At 62.3% G+C, this 26,422-nt stretch carries 27 protein-coding genes, 1 tRNA gene and 2 pseudogenes; 7 read left to right on the top strand and 23 right to left on the bottom strand.

The features are described 5' to 3' along the window. Positions 1-9: 9 nt before the first annotated feature. Entirely contained in the window at positions 10-693 is a 684-nt protein-coding gene (locus SJI00_RS03135) for an ABC transporter ATP-binding protein (protein ID WP_322460275.1), read from the top strand. Then, on the top strand, positions 693-3,200 hold the full coding sequence (locus SJI00_RS03130) for an ABC transporter permease (protein ID WP_322460274.1): 2,508 nt from the start codon (positions 693-695) through the stop codon (positions 3,198-3,200). Before SJI00_RS03135 ends, SJI00_RS03130 begins: the two co-directional genes overlap by 1 nt. Positions 3,201-3,203: 3 nt before the next feature. Here the strand turns inward: SJI00_RS03130 and greB are convergent, their stop codons facing one another. From greB to SJI00_RS03115, 3 genes are all read right to left on the bottom strand, one after another. Further along, positions 3,204-3,686, bottom strand: a complete 483-nt coding sequence (greB, locus tag SJI00_RS03125) for a transcription elongation factor GreB (protein ID WP_322460273.1) — start codon at positions 3,684-3,686, stop codon at positions 3,204-3,206. Positions 3,687-3,747: 61 nt separating this feature from the next. Beyond that, complete coding sequence (locus tag SJI00_RS03120) at positions 3,748-4,062, bottom strand: hypothetical protein (RefSeq protein WP_322460272.1); 315 nt, start codon at positions 4,060-4,062, stop codon at positions 3,748-3,750. Between the two features lie 217 nt (positions 4,063-4,279). Further along, positions 4,280-5,689, bottom strand: a complete 1,410-nt coding sequence (locus SJI00_RS03115; protein ID WP_322460271.1) for an MltF family protein — start codon at positions 5,687-5,689, stop codon at positions 4,280-4,282. 148 nt (positions 5,690-5,837) lie between these two features. On the opposite strand from SJI00_RS03115, the gene SJI00_RS03110 reads away from it, so the two are divergent. The 4 genes and pseudogenes from SJI00_RS03110 (at position 5,838) to SJI00_RS03100 (ending at position 8,520) form a co-directional block, all read left to right on the top strand. Further along, entirely contained in the window at positions 5,838-6,644 is an 807-nt protein-coding gene (locus SJI00_RS03110; RefSeq protein WP_322460270.1) for a TatD family hydrolase, read from the top strand. A gap of 36 nt (positions 6,645-6,680) precedes the next feature. Beyond that, positions 6,681-7,340 (top strand): annotated as a pseudogene (locus tag SJI00_RS22505) (HAMP domain-containing protein); the annotation flags it as partial. Next, positions 7,326-8,210 (top strand): methyl-accepting chemotaxis protein, encoded by an 885-nt coding sequence (locus SJI00_RS22500; protein WP_416220991.1) that lies wholly within the window; start codon positions 7,326-7,328, stop codon positions 8,208-8,210. The pseudogene SJI00_RS22505 and the gene SJI00_RS22500, both read left to right, overlap by 15 nt. A gap of 76 nt (positions 8,211-8,286) precedes the next feature. Then, on the top strand, positions 8,287-8,520 hold the full coding sequence (locus SJI00_RS03100) for a hypothetical protein (RefSeq protein WP_322460268.1): 234 nt from the start codon (positions 8,287-8,289) through the stop codon (positions 8,518-8,520). Between the two features lie 3 nt (positions 8,521-8,523). Here SJI00_RS03100 and SJI00_RS03095 read toward each other — a convergent pair whose 3' ends face one another. Then, positions 8,524-9,294, bottom strand: coding sequence for a CHAD domain-containing protein (locus tag SJI00_RS03095; protein WP_322460267.1), 771 nt, complete (start codon positions 9,292-9,294; stop codon positions 8,524-8,526). A gap of 15 nt (positions 9,295-9,309) precedes the next feature. Next, positions 9,310-9,588: a hypothetical protein gene (locus SJI00_RS03090; RefSeq protein WP_312936354.1), complete on the bottom strand. Its 279-nt coding sequence runs from the start codon at positions 9,586-9,588 to the stop codon at positions 9,310-9,312. Positions 9,589-9,738: 150 nt separating this feature from the next. On the opposite strand from SJI00_RS03090, the gene SJI00_RS03085 reads away from it, so the two are divergent. Further along, positions 9,739-10,779 carry a patatin-like phospholipase family protein gene (locus SJI00_RS03085; protein WP_322460266.1) on the top strand — a complete coding sequence of 347 codons (1,041 nt, stop codon included), beginning with the start codon at positions 9,739-9,741 and terminating at the stop codon, positions 10,777-10,779. A 95-nt stretch (positions 10,780-10,874) separates the two neighbouring features. Here the strand turns inward: SJI00_RS03085 and SJI00_RS03080 are convergent, their stop codons facing one another. The 18 genes and pseudogenes from SJI00_RS03080 to SJI00_RS22495 all read right to left on the bottom strand — a co-directional run bounded on the left by SJI00_RS03080 (position 10,875) and on the right by SJI00_RS22495 (position 26,201). Further along, complete coding sequence (locus SJI00_RS03080; protein WP_322460265.1) at positions 10,875-12,746, bottom strand: SurA N-terminal domain-containing protein; 1,872 nt, start codon at positions 12,744-12,746, stop codon at positions 10,875-10,877. A 185-nt stretch (positions 12,747-12,931) separates the two neighbouring features. Then, positions 12,932-13,204 (bottom strand): HU family DNA-binding protein, encoded by a 273-nt coding sequence (locus tag SJI00_RS03075; RefSeq protein ID WP_312936351.1) that lies wholly within the window; start codon positions 13,202-13,204, stop codon positions 12,932-12,934. Between the two features lie 155 nt (positions 13,205-13,359). Next, positions 13,360-15,756, bottom strand: coding sequence for an endopeptidase La (lon, locus tag SJI00_RS03070; protein WP_322460264.1), 2,397 nt, complete (start codon positions 15,754-15,756; stop codon positions 13,360-13,362). 158 nt (positions 15,757-15,914) lie between these two features. Beyond that, the gene (clpX, locus tag SJI00_RS03065) at positions 15,915-17,198 is read right to left on the bottom strand and encodes an ATP-dependent Clp protease ATP-binding subunit ClpX (protein ID WP_312936256.1); all 1,284 of its coding nucleotides are present in this window, start codon (positions 17,196-17,198) and stop codon (positions 15,915-15,917) included. 108 nt (positions 17,199-17,306) lie between these two features. Further along, the gene (gene clpP, locus SJI00_RS03060; RefSeq protein WP_312936257.1) at positions 17,307-17,948 is read right to left on the bottom strand and encodes an ATP-dependent Clp endopeptidase proteolytic subunit ClpP; all 642 of its coding nucleotides are present in this window, start codon (positions 17,946-17,948) and stop codon (positions 17,307-17,309) included. A 91-nt stretch (positions 17,949-18,039) separates the two neighbouring features. Then, entirely contained in the window at positions 18,040-19,350 is a 1,311-nt protein-coding gene (gene tig, locus SJI00_RS03055) for a trigger factor (RefSeq protein WP_322460263.1), read from the bottom strand. 240 nt (positions 19,351-19,590) lie between these two features. Next, positions 19,591-19,896: a DUF6388 family protein gene (locus SJI00_RS03050; protein ID WP_322460262.1), complete on the bottom strand. Its 306-nt coding sequence runs from the start codon at positions 19,894-19,896 to the stop codon at positions 19,591-19,593. A gap of 301 nt (positions 19,897-20,197) precedes the next feature. Continuing rightward, positions 20,198-20,301: transfer RNA gene (locus SJI00_RS03045), tRNA-OTHER, on the bottom strand. A 296-nt stretch (positions 20,302-20,597) separates the two neighbouring features. Continuing rightward, a pseudogene (locus SJI00_RS03040) lies at positions 20,598-20,795 on the bottom strand (hypothetical protein); the annotation flags it as partial. After that, the gene (locus SJI00_RS03035; protein WP_322460261.1) at positions 20,792-21,088 is read right to left on the bottom strand and encodes a hypothetical protein; all 297 of its coding nucleotides are present in this window, start codon (positions 21,086-21,088) and stop codon (positions 20,792-20,794) included. The gene SJI00_RS03035 and the pseudogene SJI00_RS03040, both read right to left, overlap by 4 nt. Positions 21,089-21,165: 77 nt before the next feature. Further along, complete coding sequence (locus SJI00_RS03030) at positions 21,166-21,375, bottom strand: hypothetical protein (protein WP_322460260.1); 210 nt, start codon at positions 21,373-21,375, stop codon at positions 21,166-21,168. Positions 21,376-21,429: 54 nt separating this feature from the next. Then, entirely contained in the window at positions 21,430-22,224 is a 795-nt protein-coding gene (locus SJI00_RS03025) for a DNA adenine methylase (RefSeq protein ID WP_322460259.1), read from the bottom strand. Positions 22,225-22,387: 163 nt separating this feature from the next. After that, positions 22,388-22,909 carry a DUF2514 domain-containing protein gene (locus SJI00_RS03020; protein ID WP_322460258.1) on the bottom strand — a complete coding sequence of 174 codons (522 nt, stop codon included), beginning with the start codon at positions 22,907-22,909 and terminating at the stop codon, positions 22,388-22,390. Further along, positions 22,906-23,445, bottom strand: coding sequence for a glycoside hydrolase family 24 protein (locus SJI00_RS03015; RefSeq protein ID WP_322460257.1), 540 nt, complete (start codon positions 23,443-23,445; stop codon positions 22,906-22,908). Before SJI00_RS03015 ends, SJI00_RS03020 begins: the two co-directional genes overlap by 4 nt. Positions 23,446-23,504: 59 nt before the next feature. Then, the gene (locus SJI00_RS03010; RefSeq protein WP_322460256.1) at positions 23,505-23,729 is read right to left on the bottom strand and encodes a hypothetical protein; all 225 of its coding nucleotides are present in this window, start codon (positions 23,727-23,729) and stop codon (positions 23,505-23,507) included. 57 nt (positions 23,730-23,786) lie between these two features. Next, on the bottom strand, positions 23,787-23,957 hold the full coding sequence (locus tag SJI00_RS03005) for a hypothetical protein (RefSeq protein WP_322460255.1): 171 nt from the start codon (positions 23,955-23,957) through the stop codon (positions 23,787-23,789). Further along, positions 23,941-24,321, bottom strand: a complete 381-nt coding sequence (locus tag SJI00_RS03000; RefSeq protein WP_322460254.1) for a hypothetical protein — start codon at positions 24,319-24,321, stop codon at positions 23,941-23,943. The genes SJI00_RS03005 and SJI00_RS03000 overlap by 17 nt, the downstream gene beginning before the upstream one ends. Then, a complete protein-coding gene (locus SJI00_RS22495) occupies positions 24,318-26,201 on the bottom strand; it encodes a phage tail tip fiber protein (protein WP_416220990.1) in 1,884 nt (627 codons plus the stop codon). The genes SJI00_RS03000 and SJI00_RS22495 overlap by 4 nt, the downstream gene beginning before the upstream one ends. Between the last annotated feature and the right edge of the window lie 221 nt (positions 26,202-26,422).

Here is a 26,422-nt window from a genome sequence, read left to right as displayed (position 1 = left end):
GGATTCTCCATGGGCCCCAGCATTCTCGTTGCGCAGAACCTTAGCAAAGTGGTCACCAGCGCGGAAGGCGAGCTGACCATTCTCCACGAACTGTCGCTGACCCTGGCCGAAGGCGACAGCCTGGCCATCGTCGGCGCCTCGGGCTCGGGCAAATCGACCCTGCTCGGCCTGCTCGCCGGCCTTGACCAGCCCAGCGCCGGCACGGTCATCCTGGCCGGCAAAGACCTCGCCCCGCTCGACGAGGACCAGCGCGCCCAGGTGCGCGCAGAGCACGTGGGTTTCGTCTTTCAGTCATTCCAGCTGCTCGACAGCCTCAACGCGCTGGAGAACGTCATGCTGCCGCTGGAGCTCGAAGGCCGGCGCGATGCCCGTGAGCACGCCAGCGAGCTGCTCGAGCGCGTCGGCCTGGGCCAGCGCCTGAGCCACACGCCACGCCAGTTGTCAGGTGGCGAGCAGCAACGGGTGGCGATCGCCCGCGCCTTCGCCGCACAGCCCTCGGTGCTGTTTGCCGATGAGCCGACGGGCAACCTCGACAGCCTGACCGGCGAGCGGATCAGCGATCTGCTGTTCGAGCTCAACCAGGAACGCGGCACCACCCTGGTACTGGTCACCCACGATGAGCGACTGGCCAAACGCTGCCGCCGCTCGATTCGCCTGGATGCGGGCCGCCTGGTCGCGCCCCTGGAGCCTTGATGAGCCGTCTGACTGTCTCTGCCCTGATCGCCCTCGCCGCCCGCCAGCTGCGCCGCGACACTCGCGCCAGCGAAGTGCGCGTGCTGTTCTTTTCAGTGCTGGTGGCGGTCGCGGCCAGCACCGCCATTGGCTATTTCGGCGCCCGCCTGAACGGCGCCATGCAACTGCGCGCCACGGAGTTCCTGGGTGCCGACCTGGTGCTGCAAGGCACCTCGCCGCCACGCGCCGAACAGCTCGACCGCGGCATCGCCGCTGGGCTGGCGCATGCGCGCGTGGTGGAGTTCACCAGCATGGTCGGTGGCGACAACGGCATTCAGCTGTCGAGCGTGAAGGCCGCCGACGAGCGCTATCCGCTGCGCGGCGAGCTGCGCAGCGCTCCGGCCCCCTATGGCGCCGAGACACCTGGCGGCGGCCCCGCCCCCGGCGAGGTCTGGGTCGAACCGCGCCTGCTCGTCGCATTGGGCCTGGCCGTGGGCGACAGCGTCGATGTCGGCCAGAAAACCCTGCGGCTTGCCCGCGTACTGACCTACGAGCCAGACCGCGCCAACAACTTCTACAGCCTCACACCGCGCGTGCTGATGAACATCGCCGACCTCGGCGCCACCGGCGTGATCCAGCCCGGCAGCCGGGTCAGCTACCGCGACCTCTGGCGCGGCGAACCTCAGGCCCTCACCGGCTACCGCGAGGCAGCGAACAAGGACCTGTCGGCCAACCAGCGCCTGCTCGATACCCGCGATGGCAACCGGCAGATCGGCGGCGCGCTGGGCAAGGCCGAGCGCTACCTGAACATGGCGAGCCTGGTGGCCGTGCTGCTGGCAGGCGTTGCCGTGGCGCTGTCGGCCAGTCGCTACGCCGCACGGCGTCTGGATGCCAGCGCGCTGTTGCGTTGCCTGGGCTTGTCCCGGCGCCAGGCGCTGGGCTTGTACTGCCTGCAACTGGCGATGCTCGGCATGGCGGCCGCGCTGGTCGGCGCGCTGTTGGGCTGGCTGGCGCAACTGGGGCTGTTCCGCGTGCTGCATGGCCTGCTGCCCAGCACCGTACCGCCGGGCGGCATCGCCCCGGCGCTGGCGGGGATCGGCACCGGTCTGGTCGCGCTGGCCGGTTTTGCTCTGCCGCCGCTGGCCGCGCTCGGGCGCGTGCCGCCGCTGCGGGTACTGCGCCGCGACCTGCTGCCGGTACCGCCGAGCAGTTGGCTGGTGTACGGCGCCGCGCTGCTGGCGCTCGGCTTGATCATGTGGCGATTGAGCCTTGACCTGCTGCTCACCTTTGCCCTGCTCGGCGGTGGGCTGGTGGCCGCGGTGGTGCTCGGCGGGCTGCTGCTGGTCGGCCTGCGCAGCCTGCGTACACTACTGGCCGGTGCGCCACTGACCTGGCGCCTGGGCCTGGGCCAGTTGCTGCGCCACCCCTTGGCTGCCGCCGGCCAGGCACTGGCCTTCGGGCTGATCCTGCTGGCCATGGGCCTGGTCGCCTTGTTGCGTGGGGAACTGCTCGACACCTGGCAGGCACAGTTGCCGGCCGACGCCCCCAATCACTTTGCGCTGAACATCCTTCCCGACCAGCGCCAGCCGTTCGCCGAGCAACTCCAGGCGGTCAATGCCCGCTCGGCGCCGCTGTACCCCGTGACGCCCGGGCGCCTGATCGCCATCAACAATGAGCCGGTCAACCAGGTGGTGAGCAAGGACTCCACCGGCGAGCGCGCGGTACAGCGCGACCTGAGCCTGACCTGGGCAGCCGAGCTGCCCTCGGGCAATGCCCTCAGCCAAGGCAACTGGTGGGCGGCGGCGCCCCCTCGCGACGACATGCCGGGGGTGTCGGTGGAAGCGGAACTGGCCACCAGCCTGGGCCTGGAACTGGGCGATGAATTGACCTTCGACATCGCCGACCAGCAGCACAAGGCCAAGGTCACCAGCCTGCGCACCGTGCATTGGGACAGCTTCCAGCCGAACTTCTACATGATCTTCCAGCCCGGCACCCTGCAAGGTCTGCCGATCACCTACCTGACCAGCTTCTACCTGGCCCCCGGGCATGACCAGGAAGTGGTCGCGTTGTCGCGGGCGTTCCCGGCAGTGACCATCCTGCAGGTCGATGCGCTGCTCAGCCAGCTGCGCAGCATCCTGGCCCAGGTCACCCTGGCGGTGGAATACGTGCTGTTGTTCGTGCTGGCGGCGGGAATGGCGGTGCTGTTCGCAGGCCTGCAAGCGACCTTGGACGAGCGCATTCGCCAAGGCGCACTGCTGCGCGCCCTCGGCGCTTCGAGAAGCCTGCTGGTACGTACCCGACGCATTGAATTCGGCCTGCTGGGGGCCGCCAGTGGGGTGCTCGCGGCGCTGGGCTGCGAAGTGATCACCTGGGTGCTGTACCGCTATGCCTTTGCCCTGGACTGGAGCCCACATCCCTCGTTGCTGCTGCTACCGCTGGCCGGCGCCGTGCTGGTGGGCGGCGCCGGCACGCTGGGCACGCGCCGCGCGTTGAACGCCAGCCCGCTGGCGGTACTGCGCGCGGGGTGAAGATCAGGCGGGGCTGGCGGGGTACCAGATACGGTTGACGTACCAGGCGGCCTCGCCGGTCGGGGTCTGCACCACGATCTCGTCGCCCTGCTGCTTCTTCAGCAGGGCGCGGGCCATGGGCGAGTCGATGGAGATGTAATCGTTGCGCCCGTAAATTTCGTCATAGCCGACGACACGAAAGGTTTTGACCTCACCCTCGTCGTTCTCGATCTCGACCCAGGCACCGAAGAACACCTTGCCCTCCTGTTCAGCCGCATAGGCCACTACCCGCACATCTTCGAGCCGCTTGCGCAGGTAGCGCACGCGTCGATCGATCTCGCGCAGCAGCTTCTTGTTGTACTGGTAATCGGCATTCTCGCTGCGATCGCCCAGCGACGCCGCCCAGGCCACCTTCTGGGTGATCTCCGGGCGGTATACGCGCCACAGATGGTCGAGCTCTTGCTTGAGCGCCTGGTGCCCTTCGGTCGTGATGATATTGGTGCTCAACAACTCTCTCCTCGCGCCATGCCGGCCAGTGCTGGCGGCCGGCAGGGTATCAGGATGACACTCAGCGCCGCGTGATCAAGCCTTGTCGCGCAATGCGCGTGAGCTGGGCGATCACCTGATCGGCGACGTCTGCGGCCGGTGCCTGGATCACGGCCAGGTCGAAGCGATCGTTGGCGTACCGGGCAAGGTCCACCTGCAGTGAAACGTCGACGAACTGGATGAGAAAGGCCCGGGCATGCCCCTTGCGCCGTGACAGGCCTTCAAGGTGACGCAACAACGTGGGCTGATGGGCACCGCCGAGCAGGATGCGGGGGGTGCGGGCGGACGGCTGAACGGCCAGGGGGCTCAGGCAGACGCTGGTACGTGGACAACTCATGGGTTTGATCTCTGCCTCGCGAATCCCGCTGGGCAGCGGTGGGAGGCGTCACCGAACCAGCGCTTTAGCGGTATTTCGGCGAGCTCGGAGAGAGCCCTGCCTGGCGCCCCGCAAGTAGCTGTTTAAATCGGCGCAGGGACCATGCTAGGGGCTTGCCGAGCAAGATACAAGCGGCGCGTTACCGTCCAGCGGCAGCGCATTGCAGCGTGGCAAGCCCTCAGCGCGGGCGCGGGCGCTCCAGCGCCACCCGCTCACGGTTGTACGCCAGGAAGTATTTGTTGACGCTGTTGACGAAGTTCACCGGCCCCATGCCCACCTGCTCCATGGCCACCCGCTCAGTCTGGAAGAACCATTGATTGGCATTGAGCCCACGCCGGCGCGCTTCGACGCGCATGGCCTGCACCCGCTCCGGACCCAGGTTGTAGGCAGCCAAGGTGAAGGCCATGCGTTCGCGGTCGTTGAGCGCGGGGCTGGAGAAGAACTTGCGCCGGATCATCGCCAGGTAACGGGCCCCAGCTTGCACATTGCCATCAACGGTCGCGATATCACTGACCCCCACCCGCTGGGCCGCCGAGGGGGTGATCTGCATCAGGCCATGCGCCCCGCCGCCGCCGCGCGCCTTGGGGTTGAGGGTCGACTCTTTATAGGCCAGCGCGGCCAGGTTCAGCCAGTCGATCTGCTGCGTGGCAGCATGGCGCTGCAACACCGTGCGCACAGCCTCCAGACGCCGGCGCTGTTGCGTGGCCAACGGGTTATGCACGCGGTACTGGCGGCGGTAGATGCGCTCGAATGCGGCATTCTGGTTTTCCGGCGCGCGGTAGGTGGCGAGAAAGCGATTGAGGGTGTCTTGCAGCACCGGCGCATCCGGCCGCAGGTACCAGCGCACGGCCTCGGGCTGGCCGAGTTGCACGCGGGTGTCCAGGCGCAGCTTGGGCATCACGCGCAGCCAGCGCTCGGCAATCGGCCGTTCGACCACGGTCAAGGGGTAGATTCCTGCTTGAACCATTTCCAGCACATCCTCGATGGCCAGCGTCGGGTCGACCCATTCGACGCGTATCGGTGCCCGCTTGCGCAGCGCCAGCTGACGGTTGATGGCCTCGATGGCGACGCCTGCAGCACTGGCATTGACCAATGCCACGGTGCGCCCCGACAACTGCTCGGCGCGAGCGAGGCTGCGCCCGCCCTTGCGCCCTACCACGACCAGCGCGACCCGGTCCACGACCGGTGCGCTGAAGGCCAGCTGCTGCACGGCAGCCGCATCGAAGCGTTCGCCTGGCGCGGCAATGTCGCCCTCCCCGCGCAGCAACGCACCAGGAAGCTGGCCCTTGGCCTTGGGGATCAACTTGACCTGCACACCCTGACTACCGCCCTGGCGGGAATTGAGAAAGTGTTCGAGTGCACGCAGGCGATGGTATTCGACACCGACCGGCTCACCCTTGACCTCACCGGAGCTGTTGCGGCTCTGATTGACCAGCACCCGCAGCACCTTGCTCTGGCGGATCTGCGCCAGGTCTCGGCTGTGCGTTGGGCTGGCCGCCTGCTGCGGACCCGTCAAGCGCGCATTGGCCGGGCCCGCGCCCAGGAGCCCGATCAGCAGTAAAGCCGTGAACAAGGAGCGTACTGTCACATGCGTATCCGTTTGAGCTGCGCTTCCCAAGGAGGCGCATGGATGACAACTGACATCAACAGACCGTCGCAACCCCTTGAGGTTCTAAGAAATAGTTCCTCTGATGGGGGTTTGCTATGCTGGCCGGCCCGTGGCACGAGGTAGCACCATGCAACTGATCGATATTGGCGTCAACCTGACCAACAGCAGCTTCGACGAGCAGCACGCCGCCGTGATCGAGCGTGCGCAGCAGGCCGGCGTGGTGCAAATGGTGCTGACCGGCACCAGCCTGCCTGGCAGCGAGCAAGCCCTGACGCTGTGCGAGCGTTTCGATGAACAGGCGCAAAGCCTGTTCGCCACCGCCGGTGTGCACCCGCACGATGCCAGCCACTGGCAAGCCGGCAGCGAGGCGCACCTGCGCCAGTTGCTGAGGCACCCTCGGGTCAGGGCGGTAGGCGAATGCGGACTGGACTTCAACCGCGACTTCTGCCCTCGCCCGCAACAGGAAAAGGCCCTGGAGGCGCAACTGGCGCTGGCGGTGGAGAGCGGCCTGCCGGTGTTTCTGCATGAGCGCGATGCCAGCCAGCGCCTGCTGGCGATACTCAAGGGCTTTCGCGACCAGCTGAGCGCTGCCGTGGTGCACTGCTTCACCGGTGAACGCGAGGCGTTGTTCGCCTACCTCGACCTGGACCTGCACATCGGCATCACCGGCTGGATCTGTGACGAGCGCCGCGGTACGCACTTGCACGCGCTGGTGGGCAACATTGCGCCAGGGCGCCTGATGCTCGAAAGTGACGCGCCCTACCTGCTGCCGCGCACGCTCCGGCCCAAGCCCAAGAGCGGTCGCAACGAACCGGCCCACTTGCCGGCCGTGCTGCACGAGGTGGCTCGCCACCGTGGCGAAACCCCCGAGCACACCGCAGCCCATACCACGGCCTGCGCACGCCGGTTTTTCGCTTTACCCGAGATTCCTTGACGGGCATCAACGACTTCACTGACGCGCGCGGGCACAATGATGGCACCTTGCCAATATCGTTTCCGCTCAATTCAGAGAAGACCTTCCATGGGTGCCTGGCTTAGCAACGTTTCACTCAAGTACAAATTCTGGGCCGTCAACGCCGTGGCCTTCTTCACCACCCTGCTGCTGGTCCTTTACGCGGTGAGCCTGGAGCAACAGGCTCGAGCCGACACAGCTCGTTCGGCAGCCCAGCGCGAGGCCCAGCTGCTGGCCCGCTGGCCTGCCGGGCAGCCGCTACCGGCAGCTGCGCATCGGCTGCAGTGGTCCGGCGGCCAGACGCCCAGCCTGAACGGTGCCGAGCTTGTCGCCTTGCGCGACGCCGAAGGTTGGGTTGCCCTGCCAGACAGCACCCGCCTCGACGCCACCGGCGTCAACGGCGCACAGGTCGTGCGCCTTGGCGATAACCGTGTGGCGGTGCTCGCGATGGCCCCCGGCTTCACCGAGGTCTTTCTAGACCGCTTCGGCCATTACGCCCTGTGCGTGATGGGGTTGATGCTGCTGATGCTTGGCGCCTCGCAGCTGCTCATTCGCTTCCTGCTGCGTCAGCTCAACACGCTGAAAAACGTCATGCTGCATGTGGAAAAAACCGGTGATCTGTCTGCCCGCGTACCGCTGGCCTGCGGCGATGAAGTGGGCCAGATGGCTGCTGCGTTCAACGCCATGCAGTCGACCTATCATCGCGTCGTCGGCACCGTGGCCCAATCGGCTGCGCAGCTGGATGCCGGCGCCGCGCAGTTGGCGGCGAGCATGAGTGATGTGCGCCACGGCATGCTTGGCCAGCAGAGCGAGACCGATCAGGCAGCCACCGCCATCAATGAAATGACCGCCACCGTGCATCACATCGCCCAGCACGCCGGTGCCACCCGCGATCTGTCGCAGACCGCCAACGCCCTGGCCGGCAGCGGCCAGCAGGTGGTCAGCCGCGTGCAGGTGTCGATCGCCGGGCTGTCCAGCGGCGTCCAGCAGACCGCAGAAATGATCCAGCAACTGGCCGATGACACGCAGAAGATCACCGGTGTGGTGGGCGTGATCCACAGCATCGCCGAGCAGACCAACCTGCTGGCCCTCAACGCCGCCATCGAAGCTGCCCGCGCAGGCGATCTGGGTCGCGGTTTTGCGGTGGTCGCCGATGAGGTGCGCAACCTGGCCAAACGCGTGCAGAGCTCGACCGATGAAATCACCGGCATGATCTCGACCCTGCACAGCGGCACTCGCGATGCGGTCGATTACATGCACGAAAGCTCACTCAAGGCCGATGACTGTGTTCGCCAGGCCAAGGAGGCGGGCGAGGCCTTGGCGGAAATTACCCAGGCGGTGGCGCAGATGCGCGAGAGCAATACCCAGATTGCCGTGGCGGCCGAGCAGCAGAGCCAAGTGGCAGAAGAAATGAATCGAGCGATCGTCAGCATCCGCGACGTCACCGAAGAGACCGTGCAGCAGACGGTCGGCTCGGCCAGCACCAGCCGCGAGCTGGCGACCCTGGCTGGGGAGTTGAACAAGGCGATCGGCCAGCTGGCGCTATAAGCACTATAGCCAGCCTCGATTGGCCGCCTGTGCAACAGAGCACTACGCTCATGGGGTCGCCGAGAGGAATCGCCCCATGAACAAACGCCTGTCCCACCTGCTCAACCACACCTGGCGCGCCTCGCCTGAGGCTGCCCAGCCCACCGCGCAACAGATGCGCCAGCTGTTGGGGGTCCTGTTACTGGTGCCTGGAGCACTGCTTGTACTGTCTGGGGCGTTTGCGACAGACGTCAGCCAACTGGCCATCGGTGTCCTTGTGGGCATTGCCGGCGGCCGCCTGCTGCGCCGCAGCCGCCCTCTCCAGCCGTGACCTTCAGTGCCGGCGCTTGGCCAGTGCCGCGCCGAGCCGCTGCAGGGTTTTATCCGCCTTGGCTTCCAGCGCCTGCAGCTCTTGCTGCCAACGCGGTGCATACGCAGCCAGCTGCGGTTGCTGCTCGGCCTGCAACAGCCACTGCAACCGATCATGCCAGTCGCCCAGATCGCCCTGCGCGCGCTTGAGCGCCGTGCGCAGTGTTTTGCCGGCGTGATCGAGCTGCGCGAAGGCCTCATCGCCATACCGTACGCGCTTGATCAACAAGCGCAGGCGATGCCGATCGTGCGCCGGATCTTTCAACCCTTCGCGCAGCTTGCGCCATTGTTTGCGTAGGCGTTTTTCGACATGCGCGCCTGGCTTGGGCAGCAGCCCTTCACGCTGCGCCGAACGCAGGAACGACGGCGATGCGTCGAGGATGGCCAATAGCCGGGTCAGCTCGGCGCTTCTGGCAACGCCGGCAAAGGCCCGGGCCTGCTGCCCGAGTGGGTGCACGGCCATGGCATGGCCTCGTTCAAGCAGATGCGCATCGAGCACCTCTCGATCACGCATCGGTGTGGTCAGGCGGCCCATGGCCCGCGCCGCGTCTTCGAGCTGCTCGATGCCCGGTAAACCGCGCAATGGGCGAACCAGGCTGCGCAAGCGCCGAGTGGTGGTGCGCAGGTCATGCAACGCCTCACTGTCGGTATTGGCCGCCAACCGCTCGCGACATGAAAGCAGGCGCACCTGCAACGACAACAACTCACCCACGACGTGATCAAGCATGGCAGACATGGTCAGACTCCTCGGTCAACGCCCGGCGCGGGACTCACGGATATAGAAGCGTGCCTTCTCGGCTTTGCGCGTGCAGCCCTCGAAACCTTCGAATTGCTGCTGAGTTTTGGCGCCGGTCAGCAGCGACAGCGCCTTGGAGTAACTGACCGTGCCGGCGAAGCCTTCGGCCTTGGCCAGGTCCAGCTCTTTCCAGGCGGCATTGAGCTGCGTCCCGCAGCTTTCTCGGTACGCCGTCTTGCCTGCACAACCAGCCAGCGCCAGAACGATCAGGGGAAGACAAATCCAGGCTTTCATCAGGGGACCTCACAGGTTGAGACGCAGTGCCTGTTCGACGGCAAAGCTCAGCGAAAGTGCCGTGTCGGCGGCAACCTGCGACGGCCACGATTGAATACCCGCCCACAGTGGGTCATTGTGGCTCGCACGCACACAAGGCGGGGAGACTTCATGAGCAAACGGGTAGCACTGGTGCTGGGTTCGGGCGGCGCGCGCGGCTATGCACACATTGGCGTGATCGAGGAAATCGAGCGCCGCGGCTATGACATCGCCTGTATCGCGGGGTGTTCGATGGGGGCAGTGATTGGCGGCGTCTACGCCGCTGGCAAGCTCGACGAATACCGGCGCTGGATCGAAAGCCTCGACTACCTCGATGTACTGCGCCTGGTCGATGTCAGTTTCCGTCTGGGCGCGATTCGCGGCGACAAGGTCTTTGGACAGATCCGCAAGATCGTCGGCGAGATCAACATCGAGCAGTTGCGCATTCCCTACACCGCCGTTGCCGCCGACCTCACCCACCAACAGGAAATCTGGTTCCAGGAAGGCTGCCTGCACCAGGCCATGCGCGCTTCGGCAGCGATCCCCAGCCTGTTCACACCGGTGCAGCAGGGTAACCGCATGTTGGTAGACGGCGGCATCCTCAATCCCCTGCCGATCGTGCCGGTGGTGTCGAGCCATTGTGACCTGATCATTGCGGTCAACCTCAACGCCACCAACCAGAACCACTATCAACTGCCGGTCATCGAACGCCCCCCGGCGTTCAAGATGCGCTTCGATGCGCTGATCAACTCGCTGGGCGCGCACTTGCCGTTCCGCCGCACACCCGCCGAAAAGCTCATGCGCATCGATCAGAAAATGGCGGCCGAGCAATCCGCCAAGTCCAACCCATGGCTGACCGAGCCGGCCGACCCCGAAGCGCAGCAACCTGCCGCCGCGCCGCAAACCGAAGGTGCGCCGAAATCCGCTGCGGGTTCGTTCATCATCGACAACGTCGGGCCTGCCTCACTGCTGGACCTGATCAACCAGAGCTTCGAGGTCATGCAAACGTCGCTGGCGCAGTACAAGATTGCCGGCTACCCGCCGGACGTGCTGATCAACGTGCCCAAGCGGGTTTGCCGTTTCTTCGAGTTTTACAAAGCGCCAGAGCTGATCGCCCTGGGTCGAGAAATCGCCCGCGACACGCTCGACAACTACGAAAACCAGCAGCGCTGAGGCCGCGGACCTTTGAACTCAAAGCCGTACAAACCAAAAGCCGCAGAAACTGAAACGGGCCGCATCTGCGGCCCGTTTCAGTTCACACGACTCACTCAATAACGGGTGATGTCGGCGTTTATTTCCAACTGTTTGCGGTAGGCGGCGAAGTCCTGCTGACCCACGCGCGAGGCCAGGTAGCGGGCAATCTGCTGCTTTTCCTGCTCGGTGGCCGGGGCCCCTTCATTGACACCCTTGAGTTTCAGTACCACCAGGCTGCCATCTTTGAGTACCACGCTGCTGTAAGCCGGCTTGTCCTTGGCTTGAGGCTTGGCCATGCGGAACACTGCCTGCAACTCGACAGGATCGATGCCTTCCTGGCTGCGGCTGACCGCTTCCTGCACCTTCCAGTTCTGGCCCTCGTGGGCGGCATCGGGCGCCACCGAACCCGCTTCAAGGCCTGCAACCAACGTGTCGGCCTTGGCTTTGAGTTCAGCGGTTGCCTGGTCCTTGGCCAACTGCTGGCGAATGCTCTGGGCCACGGTTTCAAGCGGCAGTTGCTCAGGCTTGCGGTGCTCTTTGACGCGCAGCACGACGATGGTTTCCGGGTCCAGCTCCAACGCGTTGCTGTTGGCGCCTTCGTCGAGCACTTCCTCACTGAAGGCGGCTTGCACCACCGCACTGTTGGCGGTGATGCCTTCGCCACCCTCACGGCCAAACGGCTTGGAGGTCTGTACCTTCAAACCCAGGTCCTGGGCAGGCTGCGCCAGGTCGGAGGACTCGAACGCCGCATCTTCAAGCTGCTTGGTCACTTCCACGAAGCGCTGCTCGACCTGCTGGGTCTTGAGTTCGCGGGTCAGCTTGGGCTTGAGGCTGGCGAAACTCGGCACTTCAGGCGCCTCGACGCCCAGCAGCTTGATCAGGTGATAGCCAAACTCGGTACGCACCGGCGCCGAGACCTGACCTTCGTTCAGCTTGTACAGCGCATCTTCAAAGCTTGGGTCATAGACGCCGGGGCCTGCAAAACCAAGATCACCGCCAGAGCTGGCCGAACCCGGGTCTTGCGAGAACTCCTTGGCCAGCGTGGCGAAATCTTCGCCCTTGGCCAGACGCTGCTGAATCTCGTCGATACGGGCTTTGGCCTGTGCATCGTCGGTCTTGTCATTGACTTCGATGAGAATGTGCGCGGCTTGACGCTGCTCGGCCAGATTGGCCGTTTCCTTCTCATACTGCGCTTGCAATGCGTCGTCGCTGACCTCGACCTGGGCGAAGAAATCGGACTTGTTCAGCTCGATGTAATTCACCACCACCTGATCAGGAGTCATGAACTCCTTTGCGTGTTGGTCGTAGTGGGCCTTGACCGCTTCATCGCTGACTTTGACCGAGGCGGGGTTCGCCTTGAAGGTCAGCGAGGCAAAGTCACGGGTCTGCTTTTCAAGACGAGCAAAAGCTTCCACCTGTTTGTCAGTCACGAAGCTGCTGCCTGCCAGGCCGGTACGCAACTGGCCGATGAGCATCTCCTGGCCGAGCATGTCGCGGAACTGCATGCGGCCATAACCCAACTGACGGATCACCTGATCGAAGCGCTCTGCGCTGAACTTGCCATCGACCTGAAATTCGGGCGTTTGCAGAATGACCTGGTCCAGTGCGGCTTCGGAGAAGGCGAACTTCGCATCCTTGGCACCATCGAGCAGCAACTTGCGCTCGATCAGTCCCTTCAACGCTTCTTCGCGGAGCATTTTTTCATCAAGACGTGCAGGATCGAAATCCTTGCCCAGCTGTTGCATCAGCTGGCGGCGCTGCATGTCCACGGCTTGACTCAGCTCGTTCTGGCTGATGGTCTCACCGTTCACCTTGGCGGCATCCTGGCTGTGGCTGGCGGCTTGGAAGATAGCTTCAAAGCCGGTCAATGCCATCAGCACCACGATGAGGCCGATGATGGTCTTGGCAATCCAACCCTGTGAATTGTCCCTGATATTTTGCAGCATGCGTCCCCCAGAAACGGTTGTACCACTGCGTAAACAACCGCGGAGCGTGGGTAGAGTCCATATATAAAGAAAGGCGCATCCTGTGGATGCGCCTTCTCAAAGCGGGCGTGCCCGGTGGGAAAAACTGGATTCCCGCCGTCACGCGGTCGGCCCGGACAGGGTCGGGGCCGGCTGAAAAAGACGACTTAGTTGACGGCGTCTTTCAGGCCTTTACCGGCCTTGAAGTTTGGCACCTTGGCAGCGCTGATCTTGATCGGGTTACCCGTTTGCGGGTTACGGCCCGTGCGCTCAGCGCGCTCCTTGACAGTGAAAGTACCGAAACCAACCAGTACCACATCGTCACCTTGCTTCAGGGCACCGGTCACCGATTCGAGGACAGCGTCCAGCGCCTTACCGGCGGTGTTTTTCGGGATGTCAGCAGAAGCGGCGATAGCGTCAATCAGTTCCGACTTGTTCACTCTAAGTCCCCTTAATTTCTCTAAATTGAGTTTGTTTCTAAGTATGTAATAAAGCTTACAAATAACGCTGACTAGGTGGCCCGGTGACGTTGCGAGGCGCTTTATAGCAAGGCCTCGAAAAAATTGTCAAGGAAGGCCACCCAGGGAAATACGTCCTAGTGCGTGCTGATTCTTTCCTTCGCATCGCTGTCGCGCTTTTCATCTTTGGCGACAATCTCCGGAGCCACGTCCGGCAAGGGCTCGGGGGCGTATTGCAGCGCAATTTGGAGGACTTCGTCAATCCATTTGACCGGTTTGATGTGCAGATCCTGTTTGATATTTTCAGGAATCTCCTTCAAGTCGCGTACGTTCTCCTCCGGAATGATCACCGTCTTGATGCCGCCGCGGTGAGCTGCCAGGAGTTTCTCCTTCAAGCCACCGATGGCCAGCACCTGGCCGCGCAACGTGATCTCACCCGTCATGGCTACATCCGCACGTACCGGAATCTGCGTCAAGGCCGACACCAGTGCGGTGCACATGCCAATCCCGGCGCTAGGGCCGTCTTTGGGCGTGGCACCCTCAGGCATGTGGATATGCACGTCATGCTTCTCGTGGAAGTCGGCAGGAATACCCAGGCTGCGGGCCCGGCTGCGAACGACGGTTTGCGCGGCGGTGATCGATTCGACCATGACATCGCCCAGCGAGCCGGTCTTGATCAGCTGGCCTTTGCCAGGAATCACGACCGATTCAATCGTCAGCAACTCGCCGCCGACCTGGGTCCAGGCCAGCCCGGTGACTTGCCCGATCTGATCCTGCTGCTCTGCCAGGCCGTAACGGAACTTGCGAACGCCCAACAGGTGTTCGAGCTGCTCGCCAGTGACCTTGACCTTGAACTGTTTCTCGCCTGCATGCTCTTTCACCACCTTGCGGCAGATCTTGGCGATCTGGCGCTCCAGCCCACGCACGCCCGCTTCACGGGTGTAGTAGCGGATGATGTCACGGATGGCGCTGACATCGATCTCCAGCTCGTCCTTCTTCAGGCCGTTGGCCTTGATCTGTTTGCTGGCCAGGTATTTGACTGCGATATTGATCTTTTCGTCTTCGGTGTAACCGGGCAGACGAATGATCTCCATCCGGTCCAGCAACGCTGGCGGGATGTTCATCGAGTTCGAGGTGCAGAGGAACATCACATCCGACAGGTCGTAATCGACCTCCAGGTAGTGATCGTTGAAGTTGTGGTTCTGCTCAGGATCAAGCACCTCCAGCAATGCCGAGGCGGGATCGCCGCGCATGTCGCTGCCCATCTTGTCGATTTCATCGAGCAGGAACAGGGGGTTGCGCACACCGACTTTGGTCATCTTCTGAATCAGACGGCCTGGCATCGAACCGATGTAGGTGCGGCGGTGACCACGGATTTCAGCCTCATCACGAACACCACCGAGCGCCATGCGGACAAACTTGCGATTGGTCGCGGTGGCGATGGATTCAGCCAGGGAGGTCTTGCCCACCCCGGGCGGCCCTACCAGGCACAGCACGGGCCCGCGAATCTTCTTGACGCGCTTTTGCACGGCAAGGTATTCGAGGATGCGATCTTTGACTTCTTCCAGACCGTAATGATCGGCGTCGAGGATCTCCTCGGCCTTGGCCAGGTCAAGACGCACTTTGCTCTGCGCCTTCCACGGCACCTGCACCAGCCAATCGAGGTAGGAGCGCACCACGGTGGCTTCCGCTGACATCGGCGACATCTGCTTGAGCTTGTTGAGCTCGGCCTGGGCCTTGGTCAACGCATCTTTGGGCAGGCCGGCGGCATCGATGCGCTTTTTCAGCTCTTCGATTTCGTTGTGGCCTTCGTCGCCATCGCCGAGCTCTTTCTGAATCGCCTTCATCTGCTCGTTCAGGTAGTACTCGCGCTGGCTGCGCTCCATCTGTTTCTTGACGCGACCGCGAATGCGCTTTTCGACTTGCAGCAGGTCGATCTCGCCATCGAGCAGGGCCAGCACGTGCTCGACACGTTCAGACAGATCGAGGATTTCAAGAATTTCCTGCTTCTGCTCGATCTTCAGCGCCATGTGGGCAGCCATGGTATCGACCAGGCGACCCGGCTCATCGATGCTGTTGAGCGACGACAACACCTCGGCAGGCACTTTCTTGCCCAGCTGAACATACTGCTCGAACTGCGACAGCAGCGTACGCACGAACACTTCGGACTCACGTTCGGCAGCCTCGACTTCGTCAATCAGGGCGACTTCGGCACGGATGTGCCCTTCCTGTTCGCTGAAGCGCTCGACCGCACCGCGCTGTTCGCCTTCGACCAGGACCTTGACCGTGCCATCGGGCAGCTTGAGCAGTTGCAGAACGGTGGCAACGGTGCCGACCCGGTACAACGCGTCTTCACCTGGATCATCGTCAGCTGGGTTTTTCTGGGCCAGCAGGAGGATCTGCTTGTCGCCCGTCATCGCCGCCTCTAGGGCTTCAATGGATTTATCGCGCCCCACAAACAGCGGGATGACCATGTGCGGGTATACGACGACATCGCGCAATGGCAAAAGAGGCAAGTCGAGGGTGGTCTTCATGATTTCGCCTCTACAGCGGCCCTGTGGCCGGAAACCGGTGGAAATAGTGCTTGGGGTTAATGTGGGGGCAGGTCCGCAAAATTACAAGCGCTTCGGCCAGTAAATGCAGAAAGGGGCCCGAGGGCCCCTTTGGGTGTTGCAGAGGGTGCGCTAGCGACTCAAGCGTCGGGCGCAACCTTGGCTTGCGGCTCGCTGTTCTCGTAGATCAACAGCGGCTTGGACGTACCCTCGATGACGCTTTCGTCGATCACGACCTTGCTGACATCCTTCGCCGAAGGAATGTCGTACATGGTATCGAGCAACACGCCTTCAAGGATCGAACGCAGACCACGAGCGCCGGTTTTGCGCTCCAGCGCCTTGTGCGCCACAGCCTTGAGTGCATCGCTGCGGAACTCGAGGTCAACGCTCTCCATTTCAAAGAGCTTGGCGTATTGCTTGGTCAGTGCGTTCTTCGGCTCGGTCAGGATCTGCACCAGGGCAGCCTCGTCGAGCTCGTCGAGCGTTGCGAGCACAGGCAGACGACCCACGAACTCCGGGATCAGACCGAACTTGACGAGATCGTCCGGTTCGACTTCACGCAGGGATTCACCGACCTTCTTGCCCTCTTCCTTGCTGCGCACCTGGGCACCGAAACCGATGCCACCCTTGGCGGAACGGTTCTGGATGACTTTTTCCAGACCCGAGAACGCACCGCCGCAGATGAACAGGATGTTGCGCGTATCGACCTGCAGGAACTCCTGCTGCGGATGCTTGCGCCCACCTTGAGGCGGCACCGAGGCCACGGTGCCCTCGATCAGCTTGAGCAAGGCCTGCTGCACGCCTTCACCAGATACATCGCGGGTGATGGACGGGTTGTCGGACTTGCGCGAGATCTTGTCGATTTCATCGATGTAGACGATGCCCATCTGGGCCTTTTCGACATCGTAATCGCACTTCTGCAGCAGCTTCTGAATGATGTTCTCGACGTCTTCACCCACATAACCGGCTTCGGTCAGGGTGGTGGCGTCGGCGATGGTGAACGGAACGTTCAACAGGCGCGCAAGCGTCTCGGCAAGCAGGGTCTTGCCCGAACCGGTAGGTCCGATCAGCAGGATGTTGCTTTTGCCAAGCTCGACTTCGTCGCCCTTCTTGTCACGCTGATTGAGGCGCTTGTAGTGGTTGTAGACCGCTACGGCAAGCACCTTTTTCGCGCGCTCCTGACCAATCACGTACTGATCCAGGATACCGCTGATTTCTTTCGGCGAAGGCAGTTTATGCGCGCTGCTCTCGGCCTGGGCTTCCTGCACCTCCTCACGGATGATGTCATTGCACAGGTCGACGCACTCGTCGCAGATAAATACCGAGGGCCCGGCAATCAATTTGCGCACTTCGTGCTGGCTTTTGCCGCAGAAGGAGCAATAGAGCAATTTGCCGCTGTCCTCGCCGTTACGGGTGTCAGTCATTCGATCGATCCAATCCGGGTAGGCTTGCAACACAAGATGAAGGCAACTGCGGTCTTTTTCAAGTCCACAGGCAGGCGCGCACAGCGCCCGCCTGCTCTGGCGCCGTGATCAGGAAACCAGTTGCCGCTTGTCGTACACCGAGTCAACCAGACCGTACTCGGCAGCGCGGGTAGCGCTCATGAAGTTGTCACGCTCGGTGTCGCGCTTGATGGTGTCGATGTCCTGGCCGGTGTGGTAGGCCAGCAACTCGTTCAGGCGCGCCTTGATGCTGAGGATTTCCTGGGCGTGGATTTCGATGTCGGTTGCCTGACCCTGGAAACCGCCCAGTGGCTGGTGAATCATCACCCGCGAGTTAGGCAGGCAGTGACGCTTGCCCTTGGCACCGGCAGCCAGCAGGAATGCACCCATGCTGCAGGCTTGACCCATGCAGATGGTGGAAACGTCAGGCTTGACGAACTGCATGGTGTCGTAGATCGACATCCCGGCAGTCACCGAACCACCTGGGGAATTGATGTACAGGTGGATATCTTTGTCTGGATTTTCCGCTTCGAGGAACAACAGCTGCGCCACGACCAGGTTGGCCATGTAGTCTTCGACCGGCCCTACCAGGAAGATCACGCGTTCCTTCAAGAGACGCGAGTAGATGTCATAAGAACGTTCGCCGCGGGCGGACTGTTCGACAACCATTGGGACCAGGCCACCGGCGGCCTGAATGTCAGAGCTCTGCTGAATATAAGAATTGCGGGACATGTCCTGCACTCACTCCGAAATAGTCATGGCTTGAATACGCACAAGCCAGCGCGAAGGCTGGCTTGTGAGGGCTTCCTACGAGAGGCGCGTGTTACTCAGCGGCCGGAGCCTGTGCTGGTTTTACCGCTTCTTCATAAGAGACCGATTTGTCGGTCACAGTCGCTTTCTGCAAAACAGTATCTACAACTTGCTCTTCGAGCACAACCGAGCGCACTTCGTTCATCTGCTCGTCGTTTTTGTAGTACCAGGCGATGACCTGCTCAGGCTCTTGGTATGCCGAGGCCATTTCTTCGATCATCTCGCGGACCTTGGCATCTTCAGGCTTGAGCTCGAACTGCTTGACCACTTCAGCCACGACCAGACCCAGTACGACGCGGCGCTTGGCCTGCTCTTCGAACAGCTCGGCAGGCAGCTGATCGGGCTTGATGTTGCCGCCGAACTGCTGAACAGCCTGAACGCGCAGACGGTTGACTTCGTTCTCCAGCAGCGCTTTTGGCACCTCGATCGGGTTAGCCTCCAGCAGACCATCCATGACCTGGTTCTTGACCTTGGCCTTGATTGCCTGACGCAGTTCGCGCTCCATGTTCTTGCGAACTTCGGTGCGGAAGCCTTCGAGCGACGATTCCTTGATGCCGAACTGGGCGAAGAATTCTTCGTTCAGCTCTGGCAGCTGAGGAGCAGCCACGGCATTGACGGTGATGGTGAACTCGGCAGCCTTGTTGGCCAACTCCAGGTTCTGGTAGTCCTCGGGGAAGGTGACGTTGACGACACGCTCTTCGCCAGCTTTGGCGCCGACCAGACCGTCTTCAAAGCCTGGGATCATGCGGCCCGAGCCCAGCACCAGCTGAGTGCCCTTGGCCGAACCGCCCTGGAACACTTCACCGTCTACCTTGCCGACGAAGTCGATGGTGACCTGGTCATCGGTCTGCGCTTCGCGCTCAACCGCTTCAAAGCGCACGTTCTGCTTGCGCAGCACATCCAGCATCTTGTCCAGGTCGGCATCGGCCACTTCGGCGCTCAGGCGCTCGACGCTGATCGACTCGAGGCCGGCAACGGTGAACTCGGGGAAGACTTCGAAGATCGCAACGAACTCGAGGTCGCCGCCTTTTTCGAACGATTTTGGCTCTACCGCTGGCGCGCCGGCCGGGTTCAGCTTCTGCTCGACGATCGCTTCATAGAAGGACGCCTGGACCAGGTCGCCGAAGGCTTCTTCACGGGCAGCGGCTTCGTAGCGCTGACGGATGACGCTCATAGGCACTTTGCCAGGACGGAAACCTGGGACCTTGGCACGACGGGCAGTCTGTTGCAGACGCTTGTTGACTTCGTTCTCGACGCGCTCAGCCGGAACGGCGATGGTCATGCGACGCTCGAGAGCAGAAGTGTTTTCAACAGAAACTTGCATGGATATTCCTCGTTGCACAGACGTTAGCCGGCGATAGCCCGACTCCAGAAATCAAGGGCAAACATTCTAGTGACTCATGCACCAGAAGTCACCCCACTCCAGACGACGTAAACCTGCGCCGGACGTTTTTGTGATAAAGGCCTCGCGACATTGCGCCAGACCCGGCAAAACCAGGGCGCGAACACACCAAAACCTGTGCGCGCTTCTGCGAACCATGGACTGGACCTCAGCCGGCGACACTCAAGGCGCAGCGGGGTCGAGCTCATTGAAATGACAGTATTCCTCCCAGCCCAGCCCCAGCGCTTCGGCCACCTCCTGGTGGGTTTCAAGGCGCATGCTGGCCAGTGCCTCGGGCGACTCGGCGATCAACTCCAGCGCAAGCTCCCAGGCCTGCAGGCCCTGCGCCTGCGCCTGATCCTCGAACGCCCACTGGATCTGCTGGGCCTGCTCGCGCGCATCAAGGCTTTTTATCTCCTCGAGCAATTGCGCATTGGCCTCGGCAAAGCGCTGCAGCGCAACGGTCTGGCGGTGTTCTTTTGCAATCATGGGGCTTCCTTCTGCCAGCACGGCGAACGGCGCTTGCCTCGAACTCGACGCTCGAGGGCTAAACGCGTGTCAGTGGCGATCAGAAATGGGGGGCTGTGCGGAAAATTCAAGGGTGTGCGCAGAAAACTGCGCCTCTGCGCGCAGGACGGCAACGCGAACGGGTCAAACCGCCCCTGCCCTCACCCCCGCTTTAACTGAGCATTGGCTAAAAACACGCGGACGCAAGGCACATCAACCGACCTGAAACGAATAAAGGCAGCCCGAGGGCTGCCTTTATTCGTGTGCCCAACCGGGCGCTAGATGGTGCGGACGAAGAGACTCGAACTCTTACAGCTTGCGCCGCTGGAACCTAAATCATAGTTGGCAACAGCCAGCCCTTTGAAATCAACGACTTGAGCCGCCCGCAGCTGTTCATTTTGTCTCAGGAAACAACTGGAAGTACACGCTGGCAAACCGTGTGATTCACGATCTGTTCACGCTCGACTTCACGCCCCGTCCTTCATGTCAGCGTCCTGTGACTGGTCAAACTCCAGCCAGCTTGCCGCCCCTCCGTCGACGTGCACGACTGGAATATCCAAGTGCTCCCATCCTCCCTGCCGTTCTGGCCTCCCCAGTACCGTCCTGGTGCTGAGTCCCTCAATCACCCTCTCCCCAGCAATCGACACCGGCATCGGAAACACCTCATCCAGCCCGGACAGAAACTCCAACTCCTGCAGAGCCCACAGCCGAGCTGCCTCAGCCATCTCGAGCATGTCGGATAGCTCCGCGTCTCCCACATCCTCGCGCCTCCAAGCTGCATACGCCATCGCGCTCAGCACAACTTCCCGGCCGTCTGGGTCCATCAGCAGCTCATAGCGATCGTCCAGTTCATCCTTCCACGCCTTCGGAATTCCCCTCATGAGCACACCCTGCACCACCAGGACTGCGCATACAGCGCGCCGTCAACCTCTTCCACCCCTGAGATGCTCAGGCCCAGTTGCGCCATATTTCTGATCCGCGCGTCATGCAGGCGCGGGATTAGGTCGGGGCCAGGCGTGGGGTTGAACAGCCAAGCCTGAGTCGACACGCGATTCAGCGCTGTACTGTGGCAATCCACGATGTGAACGTCTGCCCGCATGGGCTGGAGTTTTTGGAGCTGGCCTGCCGGGATGGCAATACCTCGCTCAAGTCGACGGATAAGCAGGAAGTGCATGGGACACCGACACTGTATATAAAAACAGTATCCTAGCCAGATATTAGCGCGCTTGGAAACGGCAGGCTGCCGAGCGGTCAGTGCTTGATGATACTGAGCTGACCGGTCTCATGGAGGTGATAGTCGGTAACGGCTTGGAAAGCCGACTCAGCCGCCAAGCGAAGCCGCTCGATCTGCTCAGGTGAATCAGCTGCCGCCTGGGCCTCGTGATACCTGCGCAGTGCGGCCATCGCCTCGTTCAGCAGCGGCCCGCACGCTTTGCTCATTCCTTGGATGGTGCGATTCATCGATAACGGCCTGGGTGATCTTTCTACGCAGTATAGAGGCACGGGAGCTGAGGCTCAGAACAACTGCCCCAAGGCCTCTGGTTCCCAGTTCATGATGATCAGCTCGCCAGTGACCTCGGCTTGTCCATGCCTCTGGTTAGTCGTGGTGTACCTGATGTCCAGTTGCTCAAAGTGGAAGCCATCGAAGGCTTGGCGGATATCCGGGTGGTCGTTGATGCTCACCATCACCTTGCCTTTACAGGCCCGCATGAACGCAGCCATGCGCTCGTACTCCTCAAAAGCAAATCCGACCCCGTAACCGGCCGTCTGCCAATACGGCGGGTCCATGTAGAAGAACGTGTGCGCCCGGTCGTAGCGCTGCGCGCAGTCCAGCCATGAGAGATTCTCGACGTAGGTGCCAGCCAGCCGTTGCCAGGCTGCTGACAGATTTTCCTCAATGCGCATCAGGTTGATAGCCGGGCCGGTTGTGGCGGTACCGAATGTCTGGCCCGAGACCTTGCCGCCGAAAGCATGCTGCTGCAGGTAGAAGAACCGCGCCGCGCGCTGGATATCGGTCAGCGTCTCCGGGCGGGTCATCTTCTGCCACTCGAAGATCTGCCGTGATGACAGCGCCCACTTGAACTGGCGGACGAACTCTTCGAGGTGGTTCTGCACCACGCGGTAGAGGTTAATGAGGTCCCCGTTGAGGTCGTTCAGTACCTCCACGGGGGCGGGCTGGGGCCGCATGAAATAGAGTGCAGCGCCGCCGGCGAACACCTCGACGTAGCACTCGTGAGCAGGGAAGAGAGGAATGAGGCGGTCGGCCAGGCGACGCTTGCCGCCCATCCAGGGAATAATTGGATTGGTCAATTTGCAAACCTTTACTGTATGGATAAACAGGTGCTAGGCTCGCCGTGCTTTGTGCACAGAGCGGGAGCCTCGGCTGGGCTTGCAGGGTTAGTCTGCGGGTCTGGCGGTCAGCAGGGATGTTGACGCATCCCCGGTGGCCGCTCTCTTTGCATGAAGCCTCGAATTACTGGTGGGCATCTCCCTTTGCCCGTCTGTTGAGCAGCGCGTCGTACTCTGCCGCGCACTGCTCTCCCGCTACTCGGGCACGGTCATACGCTTTCGCCAGCTCTCCCGCTCGAGCATCAGCCCGTGCGAGCAGGTCGGAGAGCACCATGGCGGCGCGGGTGGCTGCCTGGCCTCGGGAGACAGCGGCGGTATCCGGGCCGGGGCAACTGACGGCGGTGGCGAACTGGGCGGCGTCGCGCTGCAACCGCTGGCCAGCAGCATCGGCGCCAGCAGCGCCAGCGTCAGCCACCTGGTGTTTTTCGTGTGCATGGGCTCTCGCCTCCTCCTGCGCCTGGGCGCCTCGTTGTTCTTCCTCGCGGGCGTTACGCTCGCCCACAGCCTCGGCCAGCCGGTGGCCGCTGTCGCGCTGCGCCGAGGCGGTCAGGGCCCGGCTGCGCTCTACCGACCGGCCATGTTGGTAGGCGCCCCAGTAGGACGCCAACACCAGCGCGATCAGGCCAAGCCGAATCGGCCAGGTCACGCCGCCATCTCCCCGCCGCAGGCCGCAAACATCGCCAGCAGCTGGTCCTGCGGCTTGGCCTCGACCGCCCGCTCCGCTTCAAAAATGCCGAGCAGCGCCGCCAGCTTGTGCTCGCGCTGGCCGTAGCCGGCACCGGGCAGGCTGGCCCAGATCGGCGCAGCCTTGGCGATCGCGTCGGCGATGCGACCGGCTTTGATCAGCGGCAGCGCGCCGCACTCCGTCAGCAGCTTGATCGCGGCCAGGTCCTGGGCTTCCGGGATGAAGCGCCCCTTGAAACCGTAGTTCTTGACGATGGCGGCCCAGGTCCCGGCGAGGAACTGGTACCGGCCGGCGGCGCTGCTGTGGATGCGGTACCGCGGCAGCCAGACCTTCACACCGGGGTGCCGGCTGTAGTCAGTGAACAGCGCCCCGCCCACCTGCACGTTGTAGCCGTCGTCGCTGGCCTTGATGGTTGAGGTGCCTTCGGACCAGGCCAGCATGTCCAGGAAAGCGAGCACATTGATGCCGCCAGCGTCGGCGGCGGAGATTCGAGCCATATGTGTTCTCCAAAAATGAAAAAGCCCGCACGGGGCGGGCTTGGATTGGATGCGAGAGGTCAGGCGGCCGGCGCTTCATGTTCCGGCACAGCGGCGGCAGGCTCCTTGGCGGTGATTGAGACCTTGGCGCTGTAGTCCTTGAGCACCTGGGCCACGCAGACCTGGGCAGTCGGGAACTGATTCAGGATCTCGCGAGCGCGGGCATCGGCTTCTTCCTGGGTGGCATAGCGGGTTTTGTTGGCTGCGTCGTAGTCGTTGGTGAGGTTGATCGCTACATAGGGCATGGGTTTTCTCCAGGCAAAAAAATACCCGCAAGAGGCGGGCTTCGGTGTGTTTGACCGTCAGGTCTTGGGGTACTGCTGCTTCACTCTTTGAAGAGTGGAGTAAAACGGTTCGGCCTTGGGCATCGTTCCTTGATCCATCGCATGCCAGAGCATATCCATCTGCTCTTCGAGCGGCGGGTAATCAGCGGCGCGCCGCTCCTCATGGTTGCACTTATGCTGGATTTTCAACGATGAACTCCTGCTCGAGGTATGGCCATAGACTGACCAAGACGCGGTAGCATCCCGGTGCCGAAAAGTGCAGTTCGATGTCAGTTCCATCCGCCAGGTACTTACTCCCTTCGATGGTCACCGCTGCACCAGCCGGCACGCCCAAAAGCGTGCGGCCTTTGAGCCTGGCAAGGCCTTGGGGTCGGTCCCGCACAGTGCCGTCACTCACGAAATGCTCTTCCGGGCTTACCATGCAAGGCACCTTGATCGCCGGCAAGCTTGTGTTCAGGCGAATATTCGCCGCCCCCATCCCGGCAGGACAGCTGAGCACCCCGACAATCCGTCCGGTGCTGTCGTAGGTCGCGTAGCGCTCCATTTCGCTCATCGTTTACACCCCATTGCAAAGAGCACCTTGTCTCGCACGACGATGGTTGAGTTCTCCGCCCACCAGCGTGCCTTGATAATGAATGTCCCGGCACCGACGCCAATCGCGCCCACCAATACCGGGGATGTGGACACCGCAGACCCACCTGCAGTCGCGATCCTGGTCCCATTGATGTACACCTCAAACAGTGATCGGAAGAAATACTGCGCGTTGGTGTAGTCCTGGGCACAGGAAAACTGGACCTGGATCATGCCTGGCTGGTCCATTGTTACTTGGATTGCAACGAGGTCCATCCATGCCCCAGTGCCGGCGCCTGCGCTACTGTCGGGTACTGTGTAAGTTGTCGGGACGGTCACCGCATTGCCCCTGATCCGTAGCGTATCAACCTCTGCCACACCAATCTTGGCAGCGGTAATAGCAGCATCGGCAATCTTGGCGGTGCCGATACTCGCGTCACGGATGTAGGCATCGGCGATAAACGTCTGTCCGCCCACCACTGACCATGGCGAAGACAACCCGCCGCTATTGCCATTGATCAATATGAACTGGTCGGCATACACCACGAACGCAGACTGGACGACTCCACCCTGTTCCGTAACGCCGATCCCGAAGCCGCCGAAGTGGTAATACCCTCCCTGATGGTTGACCTGGACCCGAACTGAGTACTGGGCGTTGAGCTCTCCTTTGAGATTCGCCTGAGCTGTCGCGACCTGTTGCACTGACGCGTTGGTGTTGCCCAGGTTGCTCTGGACCGTATCAACGCGCCGGCCCAGGGCCGTGTCAGCGCTGGCCCGCGTTTGCGCTTCGCTCTGGATTGAGGCGTTGGCGCTGCCTACGCTGCTTTGCACCGTATCGATCCGTCGACCCAGTGCTGTGTCGCCATCCGAGCGAGCGGAGGCTTCACTTTGAATGGCAGCGTTGGCATTCCCAACCGACGTATACAGCCCGTCCGTGCGTTTGGCCTCCGACTCGATCTTGGCCCCTTGCTGCGTGACCTTCGTGTCCAGCGCCGCCACTGCGAGCGCCTGGCCAGCGGCCTGCCGCGTCGAAGTGCCTGGCGTGAAGGCCGACGGCGCCGTAGCCTCGCCGATCTTCTCCTCGACCATGAAGCCATCGAACCAGGTGATGCCCGCATTTGCCGCGGACTGCGTGAACAGCACGATGCACGCAGGTCCTACCAGCGCCGCGGGTGCCGTGAACGTCAGGCTCAGTCGCGCCATATCAGTGGCCACGTTGACGTTCGCTGCCGCAATCTCCGTCTCGCCCCCTGCGGTGTTCTGGTACCGCAGGCGTACCGCCACGATGTGCGCAGTGCTGCCTTTGGCCCAGAAGGAGACGATGTACTGCCGCCCGGCCACCAGCCGAAGGTTGTAGTCCGAGGGGCTGGCCGCCAGCCACATCCAGCCGGACCCTGAGCTGGAATCGACTTTCAGCAAGCTACCGGAATAAGCCGTGCTGTCCGCCTGGGCAGTGATACCGAGGCCGCCTTGGGCACGGAATGCCGGTAGCGTGTCGGTAAACGTCGAATACTCAGCCGGGATCAGGTTGGACCCGGTACCGCCGATGGCGCCGACCTGGCTGCCGATGCGGGTGATGCTCGAGTTGGCGGCGGTCAAGCCGCTTTCCGTCGCCGTCACGCGACCCGTGAGGGTCTGTAGCGCGCTGGTGCTGGCCTTCGTGGCCAGGCCGCTGCTGGTGCTGTTGACCGAGTTTTCCAGTAAGGTCGTGCGGCCAGTAACTGAGGTGAGGTCTTTGCCCTGTTGAGTCACCGCCGAGTTCAGCGATTCGACTGCCGAGGCAGCAGCGCTGGTTTGATCGGCGGTGTTGCCTGGCACGAACGTGCTGGGCACCGTCCCATCGCCCACCACCTGCTCGACCATGATCTGGTCAAACCACACCGATCGGCCCGACACCCCAGACCGGTTCATTTGCAGCGCCAGCAGCATCTTGTCGCCGGTGAATCCCCCTCCTGACAGGTCGGCGATATAAGAGTAGCGAGCCCATGCCGTGGTCAGCGCCTGTTGCGTAGCCGCTGGGCTGTTCGAGGCGCTGCCGTCTGCGTTGATGCTTCGCAGGTATAGCGCCACCACGTGCCCGGCGA

Origin of the sequence: Pseudomonas gebzensis (genome assembly GCF_034427815.1) — a bacterium.
GTDB lineage: Bacteria > Pseudomonadota > Gammaproteobacteria > Pseudomonadales > Pseudomonadaceae > Aquipseudomonas.
This window is presented reverse-complemented; position numbering and strand designations above follow the sequence as displayed.